The organism is Citrobacter sp. Cy070 (assembly GCF_030332245.1).
Classification (GTDB): Bacteria; Pseudomonadota; Gammaproteobacteria; order Enterobacterales; family Enterobacteriaceae; genus Citrobacter; species Citrobacter youngae.
Window position 1 is genome coordinate 1 of the sequence record NZ_JAOWIG010000035.1, and the last position, 20,348, is coordinate 20,348.

Below are 20,348 nucleotides of genomic sequence, written 5' to 3' on the forward strand. Positions count from 1 at the left end.
TAACGCTTACCGCTCATGGGCACCTCTCTTTAAGTCATCTTAAATGACTCTGAGGTGTCTGTTAAACCTGTGGCGATTCAAAGCTCTGATTAGCGTGAATACGAGGCGGGTATGTTTCTAAACTATTTCGCGTTAGGTGTGCTGATCTTCGTTTTTCTGGTTCTGTTTTACGGAATCATCGCCATCCATGATATTCCCTATAACATGGCTAAGAAGCGCAACCATCCCCATGCCGATGCCATCCATACGGCAGGTTGGGTGAGCTTATTTACGCTGCACGTTATCTGGCCGTTCCTGTGGATCTGGGCCACGCTCTATCAGCCAGAACGAGGCTGGGGGATGCAGTCACACATTACGCCGACCGGAAAGGAACAAGACCCTGAAATTGCCGCGCTGGCAGCGCGCATTACCCAGTTAGAAAAAAGGCTGGCTGGGGAGAAAAAAGACGATAACTCCACCTTTCCGGAGATTTGATCATGGATTTGTTGATTGTCCTGACTTACGTGGCATTTGCCTGGGCCATCTTTAAAATATTCCGTATTCCGGTAAACCAATGGACGCTTGCCACAGCCGCATTAGGTGGGGTGTTTATTGTGGCGGGACTCATCTTATTAATGAACTATAACCACCCGTATACCTTTACGGCGCAAAAGGCGGTTATTTCAATACCTGTTACCCCGCAGGTCACTGGAATAGTGAGTGAAGTGACAGATAAAAATAATCAACTGATTAAAAAAGGCGAGGTGTTATTTAAACTCGATCCCGTGCGTTATCAGGCGCGAGTGGACCGACTGCAAGCCGATCTGGTGACCGCCACGCACAATATCGACAATCTGAAAGCCCAACTTTCTGAAGCTGTCGCCAATACCACTCGCGTTTCCGCTGAACGCGATCGTCTGTATAAAGATTATCAACGCTATTTGAAGGGCAGCCAGGCGAAGGTTAATCCCTTCTCTGAAAGCGATATCGACAACGCCCGGCAGAACTATCTGGCCCAGGACGCGCTGGTAAAAGGCTCCGTCGCCGAACAGACGCAGATTCAGACTCAGTTAGACAGTATGGTCAACGGGGAGCAATCTCAGGTTGCGTCCCTGCGCGCTCAGCTCGCTGAAGCCAAATACAATCTTGAGCAGACTATCGTCCGAGCCCCCAGCAACGGCTATGTTACGCAGGTGCTTATTCGGCCCGGAACCTACGCCGCCGCGCTGCCTCTGCGCCCGGTGATGGTGTTTATTCCGGAACAAAAACGGCAAATCGTGGCGCAATTCCGTCAGAACTCGTTGCTGCGTCTTAAACCGGGTGATGAAGCGGAAGTGGTCTTCAACGCGCTGCCAGGCCAGGTATTCCCCGGCAAGCTCACCAGCATTCTGCCGGTTGTACCGGGCGGTTCTTATCAGGCCCAGGGAGCATTGCAGTCTCTGACGGTGGTGCCGGGTACCGATGGCGTGCTGGCGACGATTGAACTGGCTCCCAATGCAGATGTGGATGCACTACCGGACGGTATCTATGCCCAGGTGGCGGTCTATTCCGACCATTTCGCCCACGTTTCGGTGATGCGTAAAGTGCTGCTGCGCATGACCAGCTGGATGCATTATCTTTATTTGGATCATTGAGACCAGCATCACCTGCCATTTGTCGTGGCCTGAGCCATACTAAGCGGTGTCCAGATATTCGTTGGACATCGCTTTTTTGTTGGCAAAAAGGACACGGCATGAAACTCATTGGCAGCTATACCAGCCCTTTTGTGCGTAAAATTTCTATTCTGTTGCTGGAAAAGGGCATCACCTTCGAATTCGTTAATGAACTCCCCTATAACGCGGATAGCGGCGTGGCGCGATACAATCCATTGGGAAAAGTGCCCGCGCTGGTCACCGATAAGGGAGAGTACTGGTTTGATTCTCCGATCATTGCTGAATATATAGAGTTGTTGGATATTGCACCCGCAATGCTGCCGGGTGAACCGTTGGCGGCGCTCAAAGTTCGTCAACTGGAAGCGCTGGCAGACGGTATTATGGATGCGGGATTAGTCTCGGTGCGCGAGCAGGCTCGCCCCGCTGCGCAGCAGTCAGAAACTGAATTGCTACGCCAGCGCGAAAAAATTACCCGCAGCCTGGATGTGCTGGAAGGTTATCTGGCGGACGGTACGCTGAAAACGGATACGGTTAATCTGGCAACGATTGCGATTGCCTGTGCCGTGGGCTATCTCAATTTTCGTCGGGTTGCGCCTGGCTGGTGTGTGGACCGTCCACGTCTGGTCAAACTGGTGGAAACACTCTTTCAACGCGAAAGTTTTGCCCGTACGGAACCGCCAAAGGCTTGATGCAGATAATACCCGCCTGAGCAAAGTCACGGTACAATCCTTCCTATATCGATATCCCTCTCCACGGTGGAGAGGGCCACCAACAGCCAGGCCCTTTCATGACAACCGACATGCGTTCACTCTACAGCCAGCTTCCTGCTATCGATCGTTTACTGCGCGATAGCGCTTTCCAGGTCTTACGTGAGTCCCACGGTCATACCCGCGTGGTGGATCTGCTGCGTCATATGCTCGATGAAGCCAGAGAGGCGATTCGCGACACGCAGGCGCTTCCAGCATGGGGGGAAGACTGGGCGCAAGAGGCCAGCGCCCGGCTGGAACGAGAATCGCAAAGCGCGCTACGTCCGGTGATTAACCTGACCGGAACGGTGCTGCATACCAATCTTGGGCGTGCATCACAAGCTGAGGAGGCGATTGCTGCGGTGGTGCAGGCGATGCGTACGCCGGTGACGCTGGAATACAGCCTGGATGATGCCGGACGTGGACATCGGGATTGGGCGCTGGCGGATCTACTCTGCCGCCTGACCGGCGCGGAAGATGCCTGTATTGTCAATAATAATGCCGCTGCGGTTCTGCTGATGCTGGCCGCCACGGCCAACGGCAAAGAGGTGGTCGTTTCGCGCGGCGAGCTGGTAGAAATTGGCGGCGCGTTTCGTATTCCCGACGTGATGTGCCAGGCCGGATGTATCCTGCGCGAGGTTGGCACCACCAACCGGACCCATGCGAAAGATTACCGTCAGGCGGTGAATGAAAACACCGGTCTGCTGATGAAAGTCCATACCAGTAATTACAGCATTGAAGGCTTTACCAGCTCGGTTGATGAAGCTGAGCTGGCCGCCATTGGTCAGGAACTGGATGTGCCGGTAGTGGCGGATCTGGGTAGCGGCTCGCTGGTCGATCTCAGTCAGTATGGTTTGCCGCAGGAACCGATGCCGCAGCAGCTCATTGCCGCAGGTGTGAGCCTGGTGAGTTTCTCTGGCGACAAACTGTTGGGCGGGCCGCAGGCCGGGATTATCGTCGGTAAAAAAGAGATGATCGCCCGCTTACAGAGCCATCCGCTGAAACGCGCGTTACGGGCTGATAAAATGACGCTGGCAGCGCTGGAAGCAACGCTGCGGCTCTACCTGCACCCGGAAGCGCTGGCGGAGAAGTTGCCGACGTTACGCCAGCTCACCCGCACGAAAGAGGCTGTCCACGCGCAGGCGCTACGATTACAAGCACAATTGACAGAACATTATGGTGCCGAGTTTGCGTTGACTGTCATGCCTTGCCTGTCGCAGATTGGCAGCGGCTCGCTACCAGTTGATAGGCTGCCGAGCGCGGCATTAACCTTTACCCCCCATGACGGGCGTGGAAGCCGCCTCGAAGCGCTGGCCGCCCGCTGGCGTTTGCTGCCCGTGCCGGTCATTGGGCGAATTTATGATGGCCGCTTGTGGCTGGATCTGCGCTGCCTTGAAGACGAGACCCGGTTTATGGAGATGATGCTGAAATGATTATTGCAACCGCCGGACACGTTGACCACGGAAAAACAACGTTATTACAGGCGATTACCGGCGTGAATGCCGACCGGCTGCCGGAAGAAAAAAAGCGCGGCATGACTATCGACCTCGGCTATGCCTACTGGCCGCAGCCGGACGGGCGGGTACTGGGATTTATCGATGTCCCTGGTCACGAAAAGTTTCTGTCCAACATGCTGGCGGGTGTCGGTGGTATCGACCACGCGCTGCTGGTGGTGGCGTGTGATGACGGCGTGATGGCGCAAACGCGTGAACACTTGCAAATCCTGCAACTGACGGGCAACCCACAGCTTACCGTGGCGCTCACAAAAGCCGATCGCGTCGATGAAGCACGCATTGACGAAGTACGTGCCGAGGTGCAAACCACGCTGGGTAACTATGGTTTTGCCGATGCGATACTGTTCGTAACTGCCGCCGGTGAAGGCCGTGGTATCGAAGCGCTGCGTGACCACTTGCTGCAGTTGACGCCGCGTGAACTGGCTCGCGATCACACCTTCCGCCTGGCGATTGACCGCGCTTTCACGGTAAAAGGCGCAGGTCTGGTCGTAACGGGAACGGCGCTCAGCGGAGAAGTGAACGTCGGGGATGCGTTGTGGCTTACGGGCGTCAACAAACCGATGCGCGTACGTAGCCTGCATGCGCAAAATCAGCCGACCGAATACGCTCACGCCGGACAGCGAATTGCGCTGAACATTGCCGGTGATGCGCAAAAAGAAGAGATTAACCGTGGTGACTGGCTGCTTGCAGATGCACCGCCAGAGGCCTTCTCACGCGTCATTGTCTCTTTAGAACACTCGGCTCCGCTGATGCAGTGGCAGCCGCTGCATATCCACCACGCGGCCAGCCACGTGACCGGACGTATCTCACTGCTCGAAGGGACGCTGGCGGAACTGGTGTTTGATACGCCGCTGTGGCTGGCTGATAACGACAGGCTGGTGCTGCGTGATATTTCTGCCCGTACGACGCTGGCAGGCGCACGTGTCGTGACGCTGAATCCACCGCGTCGTGGGAAGCGTAAGCCGGAGTATTTACAGTGGCTGTCGGCGCTGGAAAATGCGCAGAATGACGGCGAAGCGCTGGCATTGCATCTGACTCGCGGGGCGGTGAATATTCCCGATTTCGCATGGGCACGCCAGCTCAATGGCGACGGCATGCGTCCGTTGATTGAGCAACATGGATTTATTCGCGCCGGGTATAGTCTGTTGAATGCGCCCGTTGCTGCACGCTGGCAGCGTAAGATTCTGGATACGCTGGCGACCTACCATGAACAGCACCGTGATGAGCCGGGACCTGGACGTGAACGCCTGCGTCGTATGGCCCTGCCGATGGAAGATGAAGCGCTGGTCCTGCTGCTGATTGAAAAGATGCGCGATAGCGGCGCTATTGATAGCCATCATGGCTGGCTACATTTGCCGGATCATAAGGCCGGTTTTAGCGATGAGCAGCGGGCTATCTGGCAAAAAGTAGAACCTCTGTTTGGTGATGAGCCGTGGTGGGTGCGGGATCTGGCGAAAACCACGGCTACGGACGAGCAGGCGATGCGTCTGGCGCTACGGCAGGCGGCGCAGCAGGGCATTATTACGGCGATCGTCAAAGATCGTTATTACCGTAACGATCGGATTGTGGCCTTTGCCAATCTGATCCGCGAACTGGATCAGGAGAGAGGATCGACCTGCGCTGCCGATTTCCGCGACAGGCTTAACGTCGGGCGTAAATTGGCTATTCAGATTCTGGAATATTTTGACCGTATTGGTTTTACGCGTCGTCGGGGAAATGATCATTTATTACGCGATGCATTACTGTTTCCCGAAAAGTAATGAAACAATTAATTCAAAAATTAAATGAATTAATACAAAATAGATATTGATTGAAATAAGCACATTAGATTATGAACCTAATGTGCTTTTTAATTTTCAATGTTATTAAAATAACAACCACGATCATATTTTGTTGGGATTATCACTCGTATGCTTCCTGCCTCTTTTGAGTAATTAAGGATCGTACAATGGCTGCTTCAACATTTTTTATTCCTTCCGTGAATGTAATTGGCGCTGGTTCATTAAAAGATGCAATGAATACAATGGCGGAATATGGTTTTCGTCGTACGTTAATTGTCACGGATGCCATGCTGGCGAAATTAGGTATGGCGAGTGAAATTCAAAAAGCGCTGCAGGAACGTGATATTTTCAGCGTAATTTATGATGGTACGCATCCTAATCCGACAACCAGCAACGTTGCCGCAGGTCTGCAAATGCTGAAAGAAAATGCCTGTGATAGCGTAATTTCCCTCGGTGGCGGTTCCCCACACGATTGTGCGAAGGGGATTGCGCTGGTGGCGGCTAACGGCGGCGATATTAGTGATTACGAAGGCGTCGACCGTTCTGCAAAACCGCAGTTGCCGATGATTGCCATTAACACGACGGCGGGAACGGCATCTGAAATGACCCGTTTTTGCATCATTACCGACGAAGTACGCCACATCAAAATGGCGATTGTCGATAAGCACGTTACACCGCTGCTGTCCGTCAATGATTCTTCGCTGATGGTCGGTATGCCGAAGTCCCTGACAGCGGCAACCGGTATGGATGCGCTGACTCACGCTATCGAAGCCTACGTGTCGATTGCGGCAACGCCGATCACCGATGCATGTGCGCTTAAAGCCGTGACGATGATTGCCGAGAACCTGACGATCGCCGTGGAAGATGGCGCCAATGCTCAGGCGCGCGAAGCCATGGCTTACGCACAGTTCCTCGCAGGTATGGCATTCAACAACGCCTCTCTGGGTTACGTTCACGCGATGGCGCATCAGTTGGGTGGTTTCTACGACCTGCCGCACGGTGTCTGCAATGCGGTACTGCTGCCGCACGTTCAGGTCTTCAATAGCAAGGTGGCCGCAGCTCGTCTGCGCGATTGTGCTGCGGCAATGGGCGTCGACGTGGCTGGATTGAACGATGCGCAAGGAGCCGAAGCCTGTATCGCGGCAATCCGCGAACTGGCGCAGAAAGTGAATATTCCGGCAGGTTTGCGTGAGCTGAACGTTAAGGAAGAAGATTTTGCTGTTCTGGCGACCAACGCTCTGAAAGATGCCTGTGGTTTTACTAACCCGATCCAGGCGACACATGAAGAAATCATGGCGATTTATCGTGCTGCCATGTAATTCGTGATACCTGTCGTAAAGCAGTAAAAGGCTGGCGAATAATTCGCCAGCCCCGTCTACCCTTGTAGTACCCCTACAGCAAGGAGACGGTCATGACCAACAACCCCCCTTCAACGCGTATTTATCCCGGCGAGTATGGTTACCCTCTGAAGTTAAAGGCCCGATACGATAACTTTATCGGCGGCGACTGGGTTGCACCAGTGGACGGTGAGTATTACCAGAACCTGACGCCAGTTACCGGGCAATTACTGTGCGAAGTGGCCTCTTCCGGCAAAAAAGATATCGATCTGGCACTGGATGCCGCGCACAAAGTAAAAGACAAGTGGGCGCAGACATCCGTGCAGGACAGGGCGGCGATTCTGTTCAAAATTGCCGATCGTATGGAGCAAAATCTGGAGCTGCTGGCGACGGCAGAAACCTGGGATAACGGTAAACCCATCCGCGAAACCAGCGCGGCAGATGTGCCGCTGGCAATTGACCATTTCCGCTATTTTGCCTCCTGTATTCGTGCGCAGGAAGGGGGAATCAGCGAGGTTGATAGCGAAACCGTGGCTTATCACTTCCATGAACCTCTTGGTGTGGTAGGGCAAATTATTCCGTGGAACTTCCCGCTGCTGATGGCCAGCTGGAAGATGGCACCCGCGCTGGCGGCGGGTAACTGCGTGGTGCTGAAACCCGCGCGCCTGACGCCGCTGTCCGTGCTGTTGCTGATGGAAGTCATCGGCGATCTGCTCCCGCCTGGCGTGGTGAATGTGGTAAACGGCGCGGGTGGGGAAATTGGTGAGTATCTGGCGACGTCAAAACGTATTGCGAAAGTGGCGTTTACCGGCTCAACGGAAGTTGGGCAGCAGATCATGCAGTACGCCACGCAGAACATTATTCCTGTCACGCTGGAACTGGGCGGCAAGTCACCCAATATCTTCTTCGCGGACGTGATGGATGAAGAAGATGCGTTCTTTGACAAAGCGCTGGAAGGTTTTGCATTGTTTGCCTTCAACCAGGGCGAAGTGTGTACCTGTCCGAGTCGTGCGCTGGTTCAGGAATCCATTTATGAACGTTTTATGGAAAGGGCCATTCGCCGCGTGGAGAGTATTCGTAGCGGTAATCCGTTAGACAGCGTGACGCAGATGGGCGCGCAGGTGTCGCATGGTCAACTGGAAACTATTCTGAATTACATCGACATTGGTAAGAAAGAAGGTGCAGATGTTCTCACCGGCGGGCGGCGTAAGCACCTGGATGGTGAGTTAAAAGAGGGTTATTACCTCGAACCAACCATTCTGTTTGGTAAGAACAACATGCGGGTTTTCCAGGAAGAGATCTTCGGCCCGGTGCTGGCGGTCACGACCTTCAAAACCATGGAAGAGGCACTGGAAATCGCCAATGACACGCAATATGGACTCGGCGCTGGCGTCTGGAGTCGCAACGGCAATCTGGCATACAAGATGGGACGCGGTATTCAGGCTGGCCGTGTCTGGACCAACTGTTACCACGCTTACCCGGCTCACGCCGCGTTCGGCGGCTATAAGCAGTCGGGCATCGGGCGCGAGACACACAAAATGATGCTCGAGCATTATCAGCAAACCAAGTGCCTGCTGGTGAGCTACTCGGATAAACCACTGGGACTGTTTTAATTTCTCGTCACTTATTGCCCGGTTTTTCGCCGGGCATATCTTTATTCTGCAGTTATATAAAAACCCATATGTCGTTATATAAACAAGATAATTGCACTCCATGTACATATTCATCTACTATCCTCCAATCTATTTTTAAATCCAAATAGAATTCTTACTTGTTATTCCAATCTCTGAGGCAAATATGTTTCTTGATTATTTTGCATTAGGAGTGCTTATTTTTGTATTCCTGGTCATTTTTTATGGGGTTATTATTCTGCATGATATTCCCTATCTGATTGCAAAAAAACGTAATCATCCTCATGCCGACGCAATACATGTTGCGGGTTGGGTGAGTTTGTTTACCTTACATGTTATTTGGCCCTTTTTATGGATCTGGGCAACGCTTTATCGCCCGGAGCGCGGATGGGGCATGCAGAGCGCGGATTCTTCCCTGATCCAGCTGCAGGCAAGGGTTGCCGATCTGGAAAAGAAACTAGGTGAGGTGAAGACCTCTGCGGCGGAGTAATATCGATGGATTTACTGATTGTTCTGACCTATGTAGCGTGTGCATGGTCAATATTTAAGATTTTTAAAATTCCTGTCAATAAATGGACAGTACCTACCGCAGCATTGGGCGGTATATTTATTGTGTGCGGACTGATATTACTGATGAATTATAATCATCCGTATACCTTTAAGGCGCAAAAGGCGGTAATTTCTATTCCCGTAGTGCCGCAGGTAACGGGTGTCGTGACGGAAGTGACAGATAAGAAGAATACACTGATCAAAAAAGGCGAGGTGCTATTCAAACTTAATCCGGGGCGTTATCAGGCGCGGGTCGATCGTCTGAAAGCCGATATTGTCACCGCACAGCATAAAGAGCAGGCTCTTGCTGCGCAACTGGATGAAATGCAAGCCAACACGCAACGGGCAAAGGCTACCCGTGACAAGCTGGCGAAAGATTATCAGCGCTATGCGCAGGGAAGCCAGGCGAAGGTGAATCCTTTTTCTGAACGCGATATCGACGCGGCGCGGCAAAACTATCTGGCGCAGGAAGCATCGGTGAAGTCCTCCATTGCGGAACAACAGCAAATCCAGAGTCAGTTAGACAGCCTGGTGCTGGGGGAAAATTCACAAATTGCCAGCCTGAAAGCACAGTTAGCAGAAGCGGAGTTCAATCTGGACCAGACCGTGGTTCGCGCGCCCAGCGATGGCTATGTGACGCAGGTGCTGATGCGTCCGGGAACCTATGCCGCCGCACTGCCTATGCGCCCGGTGATGGTGTTTATCCCGGATCAAAAACGGCAAATTATCGCCCAGTTCCGGCAAAACTCGCTGCTGCGACTGGAGCCAGGCGATGAAGCGGAAGTGGTGTTTAACGCCCTGCCGGGTAAAGTATTTAGCGGTAAACTGGCTGCTATCAGTCCGGCCGTACCGGGTGGTACATACCAGTCGAACGGGGCGCTGCAATCCTTAAATTCTACGCCCGGTTCTGAAGGGGTGATCGCCACGATTGAGCTGAATGATAATGCGGAGGTTAGCGCGTTACCTGACGGGATTTACGCGCAGGTCGCGGTTTATTCTGACCACTTCGAACATGTGTCAGTCATGCGCAAAGTCTTGTTGCGAATGACCAGTTGGGTGCATTACCTGTATCTCGATCATTAAACCCAGGCTGTTTTGCTTGCTCAGTCTACTGCTCCAGCGACTGAGTAAGCTGCCGGCGAATCTCAGCCAACATCTCATCAAGAATATACTGCACCCGCCAGGGCTGATACTCACGCTTGCGGAAAATCGCTACCAGATCCAGCCACCATTCATGTTGTTCAGAAAAACACGGGACCAGCAACCCGACCTGAACATCCTTTTGCACGCTCGTATTCGGCGCAAAAACAATGCCCAGATGGTTTCGAGCCAGCGCCAGTGCAGACTGTGTGTTGTCGCAGACGTAATTTCCCGTCACGCGGTAGTCGTGCATCTCTTTGCCACCGGTGGAGGTAAATCGCCAAATATTGGCATCGTCGATCATCATGGAATCAATCAGAATACAAGAGTGCTGTTCAAGATCTTCAGGGCCGCTTATAGGATGAGTGCTAATATATTCCGGGCTGGCAAAGGCCGTTACTGCATATTTAGTAATAAAACTGGCGACCAATGATTCGTCTTTGGGATGCGCATAGGTGATTAAAACATCACAATCATCAGGAAAGTCGACGCCTTCATAAAATGCTTTCCGTTCAAGATTACATGTTTTCAGTGAGAGGCTAATGTCGCCGATATTCTGAATTTTTGCGATAACATGTTGCGACAGGTAAGCAATAATCCCGGTTGGCGCATATACCGTTACCCGGCCGCGTTTTTCGTGCTTATAGTCAGCAATGAAATTATTCAACTGATCGTTTCGGTCTAGCATGTCATTGATGTAAGGGAGCAGCGCAGTACCAAACGGCGTGAGGGTCAACTGTCGGGTGGTGCGGTCAAACACCTTTAATCCAACCTTTGATTCAAAATCAGCAAGATACTTACTGACGTTGGCTTGCGCAATGCCGAGGATGGTCGCTGCGTGGCTGATGTTTTCACTGGCAGCGATTACCGAAATAATCTTCAGTTCCCGGTGTTTAAGTTGTAATTTATTCATCGCCAAGCCCGATATATATAATTTTTTATATATTACTATATAAATATGGATGTTGCACCGATGAAATTGTAAGCATTATTATGCACGCGCTTTGTAGCTTATTTTAAAATGGAATGTTGGCATGTTAATTAAAAGCAATATTGTGGCACTATTTGCCTTTTCTTTTATGGCGAGTGCGACAGCCGCAGAATTTTCTATTGGCGGTGGCGCTGTATATAATGAATCTCCTTATCGTGGATATAATGATAATGTTCACGCAGTACCGCTTGTCAGTTATGAAAGTGAATCATTTTATTTTAGGCAAACAACGTTAGGTTATATTCTTTCAAAAAACGAAAGCAATGAATTTAGCATTACTGCCTCATATATGCCGCTTGAGTTTGATCCAGGTGATAACGACGACCAGGCGATGAAAAAGCTGGACAAGCGTGACGCTACCGCGATGGCGGGTGCAGCATGGTATCACCATGAAAAATGGGGCAGCGTGAAAGTCTCCGCGGCGGCAGATGTGCTGGATAACAGCAACGGTTGGGTAGGAGAAGCGTCTCTGTTCCGCCAAATGCCGATGGGCAAGCTGACGCTGACCCCGGCTGTTGGCGTGCTCTACTATGACGAAAACTTTAACCAATATTATTACGGCATCTCTGGCAATGAATCCCGCCGTAGCGGGTTATCAAGTTATTCCCCAGGCGATAGCTGGACACCGTATGTTGGCTTGTCCGCTAAATATGCATTGACCAGCAACCTGACGCTGTTGGCCAGCGCTAACTATAGCGTGTTGCCGGATGATATTAAAAATAGCCCGATGGTCGATCGCGACGACAGCTTCACTTTCCTGTCAGGGGTGAGCTGGCGCTTCTGATTCTCACCCGTTTGTCCTCATGGAGGAGGGCAATTTTTTCAGTGTTGCAGGCCGGATAAGACGTGAAGCGTCGCCATCCGGCACGTTTTCACTTACCGCTCATTTACCCAGATACGCATTTCGCCTTCACCACGGTTCGCCCAGCTAAACCACGGAATAAACGTCAGGGTATGCGCCTGACGCGAAGCCGGTGAAACATCATAGTGCCACAAGGATTGCTGCGTCGCGTCGGCGCGACTTTGCTTCACACCTTCAGCCTGAATTAACATCTTATGGCTGAACAGCCCCTTACCCTCGAATACTCTGAACTCACTCTCTTTTGGTAGCCACAAGTTATGCAACTCCTCGCCGTTGTCGGCCTGCTCCAGGCAATACACCAGCGGCCCACGTTGAATAGCGACCTTCCCTGCCACATGGCGCACCAGTGGATTTCCGTACACCCGGCGCACCGGCATCGGCAGGGTCAGACTGAGCGTATCGCCTTCCTGCCAGGTCCGGCTGATGTGCAAGTAGCCTTTGCGAATATCCTGCTCAACCGGCTGACCATTCAACAAAACCTGTGGCGCGGAGCACCAGTCTGGCAGGCGCAGTGCGAGGGTGTGATACACCGACTGCGGTGATTCGATGGCGATTTTTACCTGTTCATGCCATGGGTAATCCCCGCTAATACGTAGCTTAAGCGAGCCATTTGCAACAGGGACCTCCATGCTATTGCCCACGTACATATTGATATACAGCGCGTCCTGACGTGGCGTGTAGAGGTAATGACCAATTGAGGTTAACACACGGGCGATATTCGGTGGACAGCAGGCGCAGCCGAACCAGCGCTGACGAACGGGCTTCACGTGGTCATAAATATGATTAAATTTTAATGATTTAGGGTGCACTTCTAGCGGATTAACGTAGAAGAAATGCTTGCCGTCGAGTGCCATGCCGCCAAGTACCGTATTGTACAGTGCGCGCTCCATCACGTCGGCATACTGACTGTCGGCCTCCATTTCCAGCATTCTGCGGGCGAACATCATCAGACCGATTGAGGCGCAGCTTTCCGCGTACACGGAGTCGTTGGGCAGATCGTAATCGCTGCTAAATGCCTCACCACTGCTTTGCGAGCCGATCCCGCCGGTAATATACAACTGGCGCTGGGCCATGTTTTTCCACAGACGCAGGCAATCCTGACGCTTGCCTTCGTCCTGGCTTAAGCGTGCCAGATGCGCCACGCCGGTCATCAGGTAGACAAAGCGTACCGCATGACCGATAGCCGTTTGCTGTTCTGAAATAGGCTGATGTGCCTGGCTGTAGGGCTTGTCCTTCACCATCCACGCCGGGCCGTAGGTGTGCCAGTAAGAGGTTTTTCCGCGTTTTTCGTACTCTTCGTCGTAGAAATGAGGCTGTGCGCCGCGCTGCTCAACAAAGTAATTTACCAGCGCCATATAGCGAGGTTGCTGGGTCACTTCGTATAAGCGCATTAACGCCAGCTCGATTTCCGGGTGTCCGGGGTAGCCGCGCAGTTGATTCTCCCCGAGTCCAAACACGCTGTCGATGTGATCCGCCAGGCGACACACCACCTCTAACAAACGGCGTTTTCCCGTCGCCTGGAAGAACGCGACGCCCGCTTCAATTAAATGACCGGCGCAGTACAGCTCATGACACTCGGCGAGGTTGGTCCAGCGTTCATCCGGTGCTTTCACTGTGAAGTAAGTATTGAGATAGCCATCTTCACACTGCGCAGCCGCCACCAGTTCAATGACGTCATCGGCTGTTTTTTCAAGTTCCGCATCGGGTTTCTGGCACAGGGACCAGGCAACGGCCTCCAGCCATTTCGCCACGTCGCTATCCTGAAAAACCATCCCGTAAAACTCGCCATCCTGCAGACCTGCGGCGATACGGAAATTCTCTATCGCATGGCTGGGTTCCGCCTCTGCAATGCGGTCATTGAGCGCATCCCATTGATAGGGGATCACCACGTCACGCACCAACTGCTGATATTGTCCGAGGAACGGATCGCTGACGGTGAGCTTATGCAGGTCGACTTCCAGTACGTTCATTTCGTGCTCCTTAAGGCTGTACATGACGCTGACGCAGATCGGTGGAAATACGCGACATCATCGGGTTATTGAGTTTGCAGATGCGGACAGATAGCGCCAGCAGCAGGTGGAACAGCGCGGGCAGCAGCGTTTCCATCGCAGTAATCCCTTGCAGCGAACTGGCGGTTTGATTACCGGCGCCCGGCTGATAGGCGACAAAAATAAACAGCAGGCTGATGATCCCCGCACTTGAGGCCCAGGCCAGCTTGATGAAAAACAGGTTAAAGGCGAAATTCATGCCGGAGGAACGCACGCCGGTTTTCCACTCGCCGTAATCGTCGGCGAAGGCCATCAGCGAGAAGTGCAACGGCAGCGTGAAGCCTAAAATAATGCCATTACCGAGGATCACCGCCAGCCACAGCGTCTGATAAGCCGGGCCGGTTGGCAGGAACCACATCATTACCGCCAGCGCGGCCAGTACCAGGTTGGTGTAGTAATAGAGTTTGACGGTATCGATGCGACGGGTCAGAGGGCTGACGATCACTGAACCAATGATGGACGCGAAGGTCACCATGGTGAAAAACAGCGACGTATAGGCGGTGCTACCTTCCAGCACGTAGGTAATAAAATACATGTACCCGCCGCCACGAATATTGAAGACGTTGATCAACAGGAAAGACATTACCAGCATCAACAATAGCTGATCGTTTTTGCGCAGCCCGCCAATGTGCTCACGCAGGGTAAATTTTCCCATCATTGCCAGTGGCACACGCTCGCGTACCCAGAAGAAGCAGCACAGGAACATCACCACCGCGATGGCACACAGGATGCCCACGCCAAACTGATAACCCTGTGCGGCATTGCCCTGACCCAGAATATCCACCATCCACGGCAGGCCAACAGAGACCAGGAATCCCGCCACGCCGCACAGCACAAAGCGCCAGGACTGACAGGCGATCACCTCGTTATGGCGAGTCGTCATGGTGTTGATCAGCGCACAATACGGTACGTTGATGGCGGTATAGCCGACAGAGAGCAGGAGATAGGTGCCGAATGCCCAGGCGATCTTGACCCCCATGCTGGCGTCCGGGACGGTAAAAGTGAGCACGCCAATAATACCGATCGGAACCGCGACCCACAGTTGCCACGGGCGAAAGCGCCCCCAACGGCTTTGTGTGCGGTCGGCCAGCACGCCCATAATGGGGTCGGAAATGGCGTCAAATACACGCAAAGCAATAAATAATGTGCCGACCAGCGCAGGCGTTAACCCGAAGACATCGGTGTAGAAAAATGTCAGAAAGTTCATGATCAGGCAGGTAATTACCGTCCCGCCCGCATCGCCTAGCCCATAACCAATTTTTTCACGCAGGGATAATTTGTCGTCTTGGGCACGCTGTGCCAAATCAGATGTTGTAATCGGAGCCGAAGTCATAAATAACTCCCGGAGATGATGTTCAGAAAGTGTCCCGCTACATTGCGGGTTTTTTAGTGGTAATTTGCAAAGTACGTTATTTATTCTGCACGAAATGTTTAGCGCAACAAGGGAAGGGAAAAGTATAAAAAGATGACAATTCCGACTTTATAATGAAAATGTGATTTCGATCCGGTGAAAAGTAATTTTATGATTAATAATCAATGATAAAGGTATTTTTAATAATACGAAAAGTGGGAATTTGAATATATATGCTCGAATTGTCCATGTCTCTTCCGATTAAAGTGCAAAATGGTGGGTTATTTATTTCCCGAGGCGTGGGTAGCCATCCGGCGCGGCAATTGCACTCCTGGGAGATTATCTTTGTTGAAAAAGGGACATTAACGATTCGCGAAGACCATACGGTTTTTTGCGTGAATGCTGGGGAAAGTTTGCTGCTGTGGCCGCAGCGCTTGCATATTGGCGTTGGGCAATTTCCGGCTGATTTGAAATTTTACTGGCTGCATTTTGAGGTGACGGCAGAAAGCGACGCATCAATAACGGAACCGTTACTTGCTATCCCTCAACATACCCGGGTGAGCGAGCCACAATATATTATTTCGCTGTTTCGCCAGTTCTTACGCGAGCAGGAAAATATACATCGCAGCATGGCGCTGGAACTGATCCTGCTGCTGATTTTGCAGCAAATATCCGCAGCCGCCAGCGAGCAACCTGTCGACAGCCCCGGGAATGCGTTGGCCTGGAAAGCGCAGCAAATCATTCACACCCGGTTCCACCTGCCGATTTCCGCCTCAACGTTGGCGAAAGAGCTGCATTGCAATGCGGATTATCTGGGGCGCGTTTTCCGTGGCGCTTTCCGGCTGACGCTAACCGAAGCGTTGCACCGTCAGCGGGTAAGGGCGGCAGAAAAACTGTTAATCAGTGACTCGCTGTCGCTAACCGAGGTGGCAATGAAATGTGGTTTTAATGACGTGGGTTATTTTCGCAAAATATTCCACAAGCACACCAGCTTGACGCCCGCGGCGTGGAAACGGCGCTATTGCAAAGAACATATCAATAGCGCCTGACCCGTTATTGCCCGTAATAGGCATTCGCTCCGTGTTTGCGCAGATAATGTTTATCCAGCAGCTCAGACTGCATATCCGGCAACTGCGGGGCTAACTGGCGAGAGAACAACCCCATGTAGGCGCACTCTTCGAGCACCACGGCGTTATGCACCGCGTCTGCCGCGTCTTTACCCCAGGCGAATGGTCCGTGGGAGTGCACCAATACCGCCGGAACCTGCAGCGGATTGAGATCGCGCTGCTCGAAGGTCTGAATGATCACCTCTCCGGTTTGATATTCATATTCCCCGTTGATCTCTTCAGCAGTCATCAGACGCGTACACGGAATAGAACCATAGAAATAATCGGCATGCGTGGTGCCCCATGCAGGGAGATCCAGACCCGCCTGCGACCAGATCGTCGCATGGCGAGAATGGGTATGGACGATCCCGCCGATCTGTGGATAACGACGATACAGCGCCAGATGGGTTGGCGTGTCGGACGACGGTTTTTTACTGCCTTCCACTACGTTGCCGCTGGCAATATCCACCACCACCATGTCGTCGGCGGTCATCACCTCATATTCCACGCCGGATGGCTTAATCACCATCAGTTTACGTGTTTCATCCACTGCGCTGACGTTGCCCCAGGTAAAGGTGACTAAGCCATGAGCCGGGAGCGCCAGGTTTGCCGCCAGCACCTCGGCTTTCAGTTGTTCTAACATGGAAATCCTCCTTCCTGCATGCGTGCTTCTATCCAGCGCCGTGCCTGGATAATTTCCAGTACCGGCTCTTTCGCTTTTTCAGTCCACATTTCAATCAGAAACGACCCGCGATAGTTCAGCTGATGCAGCGTTTTGAAGATGCCAACAAAGTCCACGCACCCTTCGCCAAACGGCACATCGCGAAACTGGCCCGGATGGGTTTCGGTTACCGGCAGCGTGTCTTTCAGGTGGATAGCAGCGATGCGGTCAATGCCCAGCGTCAATTCGGCAGTGACATCATTCCCCCAGGCGCTTAGATTGCCCACGTCCGGATAGACGGTGAACCACGGCGAGGACAACATCTGGTCCCACTTTTTCCACTTGCTGATCGAGTTCATAAACGCGGTATCCATGATTTCTACCGCCAGCATCACCTGCGCAGCGGCAGCCTGCTCCACTGCCCATGCCAGTCCTTCGGCAAAGCGCTGCTGCGTGCCTGCGTCATGTTCTTCGTAATAGACGTCGTAGCCTGCCAGTTGAATGGTGCGAATGCCTAAATCGCGCGCCAGGCGAATGGCTTTGCTCATTATTTCTCGCGCCCGCTCACGCACGGCTTCATCGCGGCTGCCAAAAGGAAACCGACGGTGGGCTGACAGGCACATTGAAGGGATTGCCACGCCGGTTTCCAGCATCGCACTCACCAGCGATGCACGCTGAGCAGGGCTCCAGTCGAGGCGCGACAAACGTTCATCGGTTTCATCCACCGACATCTCGACGAAATCAAAACCGCAGCTTTTTGCCAGCACCAGCCGTTCTGGCCAACTGAGGTCTTTCGCCAGCGCTTTTTCATAGATACCTAATGGATGATTACGCATGCTGAGTTCCCCAGATGGCGTCGATTTGCGCATGAAATTCGCCTGCAACCTGCGCTGGGTTTTGCGCTCCCGCCAGCGCGCGCCCGGCAATAAAAGCTTTGACGTTAATATCGCGGAACAACGGCAGATCGGCGGGGGTGATCCCACCGGTAATCGACAGTTCCAGACCAATATCAGAAAGCGCCTTCATGCGCGCCAGGTCTGCTTCTCCCCACTGTTGTCCGCTGGCCTGCGCATCGCGGCCACGATGGTAAATCGCCTGGCGAACGCCAACGCGATACCAGTCGCGGGCATCATCCAGCGTCCAGTTACCGAACAGCTCCATCTGAATTTCGCCGCCGCAGGACTGCGCGACGCCATGACCTTTCTCTACCGTCGCCAACGGCGCAGCACAGATGATGGTCATCCAGTTGGCACCAGCTCCAAAGGCTTGCTGTGCAAGGGTTTCGCCCGCATCGGCCACTTTCCAGTCGGCGACGATGATTTTATTCGGGCACTGAGCGCGCAGGGCTTTCACGGCGCTCAGCCCTTCGGTTAAGCAGAGAATCGTCCCCGCCTCAACGATATCGACGCTCTCATGTAGCAGCGCGACGTCGCGTTGTGCGGCTTCAAGGCTGGTGTGGTCGAGCGCCAGTTGCAGTAATGGTCGACTCATCATTCGTGCTCCTTAATGCGGGCGTGGTAGCCCTGTAGTGCGGTAATTAAATCCAGGTATTGGCGGTATTTACGCTGGTAGCTCGCCTGCGCGGCGGCGTCCGGCAATAACGTGCGCACCGGGTGCTCCAGGCTGCGCTGGGCGTCGCTGAAGTTGGAATAAACGCCGGTGCCGACGCGGGCGGCGAGCGCAGCGCCAAAGCAACCGGTCTCTTCAATCTGCGGCAATTCGATACGTAAACCGCTGACGTCTGCCAGCATTTGCATCCAGATGTCGGAGTGCGCCGGGCCGCCGGTGACGCGCAGGGTATGCGCCTGCGTAAAACGTTCGCGCATGCGGTTGAGGTGGGTCATGTGGCTGAAAACCACGCCTTCGTAGATCGACTGCAATAAGTGGGCGCGAGTGTGTATCGCCTGCATGCCATAAAAGCCGCTGGTCATCTCCAGTCCGGCGTTGCTGCCGTACAAAAAGGGCAGGAAGAAAAGATCGCTACCAGCTTTCGGTAAGCTGGCAACGGCCTGATTGATCTCAGCAAAAGAGAGTTCGCCCCACTGGGCGGTAAACCATTCCAGATTGCCGGAAGAGGTCGGGCTGGCTTCGTGAACGATGTACTGCCCGTCGTTGACATAGCGCCCATAGACATAGGGATGGGCCTCGTGGTCGCGCAGACCGTGAGCGATCCCGCTGGTGACGGCCCAGGTTCCCATCACCGCGTTGAGGGTGTATTCATCTTCGATACCGGCACAGAGTGCGGTGGAAACCACATCAAACAGTCCACCGACGACGGGTGTGCCCGCCGCCAGACCGGTTATGGCGGCTGTCTGAGCGGTGATTTCCCCGCATATTTCTGCTGAGCCGACAATCGGCGGTAGCGCATTGTCGATTTCACTGATGCCCAGCCACTGGGTCAGGCGCGAGTCGTACTGACCCGTGGTCATGTTGTAGAGGTTCGACTCGGAGATATTGCTTTCTTCGCAGCCTTTGACGCCGGTTAAGCACCAGCGCAGATAGTCGTGGCCCATCATGACGCAGCCAATTTGCGCGTAACGTTGGGGTTGATTCTCTTTCACCCAGCGCAGCAACGATGCCGGATGCCCGGTCCACAACGTCTGGCGGGTGACCGGGTAGAGCTGCTCAGGGATCCCATCCTGCTGCCAGCGCTGAACGATGTCCATCGCCCGACGGTCGGAAGAGAGGATGGCATTGCCCAGCGGTTTATCCTGCTTATCGAGAAGGAACAGGCCTTTGCCCTGAGCGGAAATACCGACGCCTTTGATTTGATCGCCGCAGACGCCGGTGCGCGCTAACAGCCCGGCGATCGTGGCGACACACTGTTGCCACAACTGGTGCATATCGCGTTCGGCGTAACCGGGCAATGGCGATGCGGTCTGCAACGATTGCCGGTTAATGCCATGTTCATGACCTTTGGCGTCATACAACCCGGCTTTCAGATACGTACCGCCACAATCAATACCCAGCCAGAAGGTCTCTTTCTCACTCATCTTGTTA

18 protein-coding genes are annotated in these 20,348 nt (G+C 53.2%); 11 read left to right on the forward strand and 7 right to left on the reverse strand.

Annotated features, from left to right (window positions below):
- Positions 1-111: 111 nt before the first annotated feature.
- The 9 genes from OGY19_RS02380 to OGY19_RS02420 all read left to right on the forward strand — a co-directional run bounded on the left by OGY19_RS02380 (position 112) and on the right by OGY19_RS02420 (position 10,272).
- The gene (locus OGY19_RS02380) at positions 112-474 is read left to right on the forward strand and encodes a DUF3302 domain-containing protein (protein ID WP_061066819.1); all 363 of its coding nucleotides are present in this window, start codon (positions 112-114) and stop codon (positions 472-474) included.
- A 2-nt stretch (positions 475-476) separates the two neighbouring features.
- A complete protein-coding gene (locus OGY19_RS02385) occupies positions 477-1,613 on the forward strand; it encodes an HlyD family secretion protein (RefSeq protein ID WP_048213694.1) in 1,137 nt (378 codons plus the stop codon).
- Between the two features lie 98 nt (positions 1,614-1,711).
- Positions 1,712-2,320 carry a glutathione S-transferase gene (locus OGY19_RS02390; protein WP_115601304.1) on the forward strand — a complete coding sequence of 203 codons (609 nt, stop codon included), beginning with the start codon at positions 1,712-1,714 and terminating at the stop codon, positions 2,318-2,320.
- Between the two features lie 98 nt (positions 2,321-2,418).
- A complete protein-coding gene (selA, locus tag OGY19_RS02395) occupies positions 2,419-3,810 on the forward strand; it encodes an L-seryl-tRNA(Sec) selenium transferase (protein WP_115601305.1) in 1,392 nt (463 codons plus the stop codon).
- Complete coding sequence (gene selB / locus OGY19_RS02400) at positions 3,807-5,651, forward strand: selenocysteine-specific translation elongation factor (RefSeq protein WP_115601306.1); 1,845 nt, start codon at positions 3,807-3,809, stop codon at positions 5,649-5,651. Before selA ends, selB begins: the two co-directional genes overlap by 4 nt.
- Before the next feature lie 188 nt (positions 5,652-5,839).
- Complete coding sequence (gene yiaY, locus OGY19_RS02405; RefSeq protein WP_048213690.1) at positions 5,840-6,991, forward strand: L-threonine dehydrogenase; 1,152 nt, start codon at positions 5,840-5,842, stop codon at positions 6,989-6,991.
- 92 nt (positions 6,992-7,083) lie between these two features.
- Entirely contained in the window at positions 7,084-8,622 is a 1,539-nt protein-coding gene (gene aldB, locus OGY19_RS02410) for an aldehyde dehydrogenase AldB (protein WP_048213689.1), read from the forward strand.
- A 184-nt stretch (positions 8,623-8,806) separates the two neighbouring features.
- Positions 8,807-9,130, forward strand: coding sequence for a DUF3302 domain-containing protein (locus OGY19_RS02415; RefSeq protein ID WP_101742495.1), 324 nt, complete (start codon positions 8,807-8,809; stop codon positions 9,128-9,130).
- A gap of 5 nt (positions 9,131-9,135) precedes the next feature.
- Complete coding sequence (locus OGY19_RS02420; RefSeq protein ID WP_061066812.1) at positions 9,136-10,272, forward strand: HlyD family secretion protein; 1,137 nt, start codon at positions 9,136-9,138, stop codon at positions 10,270-10,272.
- Between the two features lie 25 nt (positions 10,273-10,297).
- On the opposite strand, the gene OGY19_RS02425 is transcribed toward OGY19_RS02420, so the two are convergent.
- Positions 10,298-11,242, reverse strand: coding sequence for a LysR family transcriptional regulator (locus OGY19_RS02425; protein ID WP_048213686.1), 945 nt, complete (start codon positions 11,240-11,242; stop codon positions 10,298-10,300).
- A 121-nt stretch (positions 11,243-11,363) separates the two neighbouring features.
- On the opposite strand from OGY19_RS02425, the gene OGY19_RS02430 reads away from it, so the two are divergent.
- Positions 11,364-12,104 carry a MipA/OmpV family protein gene (locus OGY19_RS02430; RefSeq protein WP_101743231.1) on the forward strand — a complete coding sequence of 247 codons (741 nt, stop codon included), beginning with the start codon at positions 11,364-11,366 and terminating at the stop codon, positions 12,102-12,104.
- A 92-nt stretch (positions 12,105-12,196) separates the two neighbouring features.
- Here the strand turns inward: OGY19_RS02430 and OGY19_RS02435 are convergent, their stop codons facing one another.
- Together OGY19_RS02435 and OGY19_RS02440 are read right to left on the reverse strand one after the other, a co-directional pair.
- Positions 12,197-14,152, reverse strand: a complete 1,956-nt coding sequence (locus tag OGY19_RS02435) for a glycoside hydrolase family 127 protein (RefSeq protein WP_115601307.1) — start codon at positions 14,150-14,152, stop codon at positions 12,197-12,199.
- A gap of 10 nt (positions 14,153-14,162) precedes the next feature.
- Positions 14,163-15,563: an MFS transporter gene (locus tag OGY19_RS02440; protein ID WP_115601308.1), complete on the reverse strand. Its 1,401-nt coding sequence runs from the start codon at positions 15,561-15,563 to the stop codon at positions 14,163-14,165.
- 251 nt (positions 15,564-15,814) lie between these two features.
- On the opposite strand from OGY19_RS02440, the gene OGY19_RS02445 reads away from it, so the two are divergent.
- On the forward strand, positions 15,815-16,630 hold the full coding sequence (locus tag OGY19_RS02445; RefSeq protein ID WP_115601309.1) for a helix-turn-helix domain-containing protein: 816 nt from the start codon (positions 15,815-15,817) through the stop codon (positions 16,628-16,630).
- A 4-nt stretch (positions 16,631-16,634) separates the two neighbouring features.
- Here the strand turns inward: OGY19_RS02445 and araD are convergent, their stop codons facing one another.
- Genes araD through OGY19_RS02465 form a run of 4 tightly spaced genes read right to left on the reverse strand, consistent with a single transcriptional unit; the run spans position 16,635 to position 20,341 of the window.
- Positions 16,635-17,330: an L-ribulose-5-phosphate 4-epimerase gene (gene araD / locus OGY19_RS02450; protein WP_048213681.1), complete on the reverse strand. Its 696-nt coding sequence runs from the start codon at positions 17,328-17,330 to the stop codon at positions 16,635-16,637.
- The gene (locus tag OGY19_RS02455; protein ID WP_048213680.1) at positions 17,324-18,184 is read right to left on the reverse strand and encodes an L-ribulose-5-phosphate 3-epimerase; all 861 of its coding nucleotides are present in this window, start codon (positions 18,182-18,184) and stop codon (positions 17,324-17,326) included. Before OGY19_RS02455 ends, araD begins: the two co-directional genes overlap by 7 nt.
- Positions 18,177-18,839, reverse strand: coding sequence for a 3-keto-L-gulonate-6-phosphate decarboxylase UlaD (gene ulaD, locus OGY19_RS02460; RefSeq protein WP_115602370.1), 663 nt, complete (start codon positions 18,837-18,839; stop codon positions 18,177-18,179). Before ulaD ends, OGY19_RS02455 begins: the two co-directional genes overlap by 8 nt.
- On the reverse strand, positions 18,839-20,341 hold the full coding sequence (locus OGY19_RS02465) for an FGGY-family carbohydrate kinase (RefSeq protein WP_115601310.1): 1,503 nt from the start codon (positions 20,339-20,341) through the stop codon (positions 18,839-18,841). The genes ulaD and OGY19_RS02465 overlap by 1 nt, the downstream gene beginning before the upstream one ends.
- Positions 20,342-20,348 lie beyond the last annotated feature (7 nt).

Coding starts and splice junctions, on each gene's coding strand:
- OGY19_RS02430 (WP_101743231.1), top strand. CDS start 11,364: ATGTTAATTAAAAGCAATATTGTGGCACTATTTGCCTTTTCTTTTATG.
- OGY19_RS02440 (WP_115601308.1), bottom strand. CDS start 15,563: ATGACTTCGGCTCCGATTACAACATCTGATTTGGCACAGCGTGCCCAA.
- OGY19_RS02390 (WP_115601304.1), top strand. CDS start 1,712: ATGAAACTCATTGGCAGCTATACCAGCCCTTTTGTGCGTAAAATTTCT.
- OGY19_RS02425 (WP_048213686.1), bottom strand. CDS start 11,242: ATGAATAAATTACAACTTAAACACCGGGAACTGAAGATTATTTCGGTA.
- OGY19_RS02435 (WP_115601307.1), bottom strand. CDS start 14,152: ATGAACGTACTGGAAGTCGACCTGCATAAGCTCACCGTCAGCGATCCG.
- araD (WP_048213681.1), bottom strand. CDS start 17,330: ATGTTAGAACAACTGAAAGCCGAGGTGCTGGCGGCAAACCTGGCGCTC.
- OGY19_RS02455 (WP_048213680.1), bottom strand. CDS start 18,184: ATGCGTAATCATCCATTAGGTATCTATGAAAAAGCGCTGGCGAAAGAC.
- aldB (WP_048213689.1), top strand. CDS start 7,084: ATGACCAACAACCCCCCTTCAACGCGTATTTATCCCGGCGAGTATGGT.
- OGY19_RS02415 (WP_101742495.1), top strand. CDS start 8,807: ATGTTTCTTGATTATTTTGCATTAGGAGTGCTTATTTTTGTATTCCTG.
- OGY19_RS02420 (WP_061066812.1), top strand. CDS start 9,136: ATGGATTTACTGATTGTTCTGACCTATGTAGCGTGTGCATGGTCAATA.
- selB (WP_115601306.1), top strand. CDS start 3,807: ATGATTATTGCAACCGCCGGACACGTTGACCACGGAAAAACAACGTTA.
- yiaY (WP_048213690.1), top strand. CDS start 5,840: ATGGCTGCTTCAACATTTTTTATTCCTTCCGTGAATGTAATTGGCGCT.
- selA (WP_115601305.1), top strand. CDS start 2,419: ATGACAACCGACATGCGTTCACTCTACAGCCAGCTTCCTGCTATCGAT.
- ulaD (WP_115602370.1), bottom strand. CDS start 18,839: ATGAGTCGACCATTACTGCAACTGGCGCTCGACCACACCAGCCTTGAA.
- OGY19_RS02385 (WP_048213694.1), top strand. CDS start 477: ATGGATTTGTTGATTGTCCTGACTTACGTGGCATTTGCCTGGGCCATC.
- OGY19_RS02465 (WP_115601310.1), bottom strand. CDS start 20,341: ATGAGTGAGAAAGAGACCTTCTGGCTGGGTATTGATTGTGGCGGTACG.
- OGY19_RS02445 (WP_115601309.1), top strand. CDS start 15,815: ATGCTCGAATTGTCCATGTCTCTTCCGATTAAAGTGCAAAATGGTGGG.
- OGY19_RS02380 (WP_061066819.1), top strand. CDS start 112: ATGTTTCTAAACTATTTCGCGTTAGGTGTGCTGATCTTCGTTTTTCTG.